Consider the following 1,192-nt stretch of genomic DNA (forward strand, 5'->3'; position numbering starts at 1 on the left):
CGTCGCGGTCACCGGCCTCGTCGGCGGCGTGCTCGTCCTCGCCCGGCGCGGGCCGCGGCCGGCGGGGCCCTCGCGGCGGTGGTTCGCCCTCTCGGCGCTCGCGTGGTGCGGGGGCGAGCTCGTGAGCGCGCTCGTCGACCTCGCGCTGCCGGGCCCGCCTCCGCGCCCCAACCTCGGTGACGCGGTCAGCATCTGCGCCGGCCCGCTCGCGCTCGTCGGCGTCCTGCGCCTCCCGCGGCCGCCCGGGCGCAGCGGCGCCCTGCGGACCCTGCTCGTGGACGCGGTGGTGCTGGCGCTCGGGCTGGCCGTCGCGGTGTGGACGGCGGTCTTCCCGCCCGGCGGGCCCCCGCTGCTCGTCCTCTTCTGCGTCAGCGTGGTGCTCCTGTACCTGCTGCTGTGCAGCCTGCTCGCGCAGGTCGCCATGGTCGGGCGGGACCGCGGCGTCGTGGCCGTCCTCGCCGGGCTGGCGGTGCTCGCCGTGGGCGACCTCGCCGTCACGCGCGAGCTCGTCGCCGGCGCGGCCGTGTGGGACTGGCGCCTCGCCGCCCTCCAGTGCCTCGCCTGGCCCGTCGTGCTCGGCGGCGTCGACGCCATCGGGCGGGGGCGGCCCCTGGGGCGCCGGGGGAGCGCGACGGAGGAGGGCGAGACCTACGCGACGGTCGTCACGACGGCGACCGTCTACGTCACCTGGGTGCTCGGGCTGGTCGCCCTGCTGACGACGGGAGCCGCGGGCGCGGCCACCGGGGCGCTCGGGCTGCTCGCGGTGACGAGCGCGGGGCTGCGCGAGGTCCTCCGGCTGCGCGCCCGCCTCGGGGTCCTGCGCCGGCTGTCGCAGGAGTCGCGGCACGACGCCCTGACGGGGCTGGGCAACGCGCGGGCCCTCTCGGCCCGCCTCACCCCGCTGCTCGAGGACGGCGCCGCCGTGTCGCTCGTGGTCGTGGACCTCGACGGCTTCGGGGACGTGGACGAGCGGCTCGGACGCGCCGCCGCGGACGCCCTCCTCGTGGACGTCGCGTCCGCCCTGGCGGCCCGCACCGGCGAGGACCGCACCTTCCGGACCGGGGGGGACGAGATCGCCCTGCTGTGCCCGTGCGGCCCCGAGGTCGCGCGGGAGGCGGCCGACGCCGCGCGGGCGCTCGTCACGGCCGCCGCCGCGCGGGCGGGCACCCACCTGACGGCCAGGAGCTCGGGC

The 1,192-nt window shown here is 79.7% G+C and carries 1 protein-coding gene; it reads left to right on the forward strand.

The genetic code is table 11. From position 1 onward, the window contains the following. Positions 1-1,192, forward strand: a 1,192-nt coding sequence (locus HLB09_RS17345) for a GGDEF domain-containing protein (RefSeq protein WP_171204524.1), incomplete at both ends; no start/stop codon positions are given.

This window comes from Pseudokineococcus marinus (assembly GCF_013004605.1).
GTDB lineage: Bacteria > Actinomycetota > Actinomycetes > Actinomycetales > Quadrisphaeraceae > Pseudokineococcus > Pseudokineococcus marinus.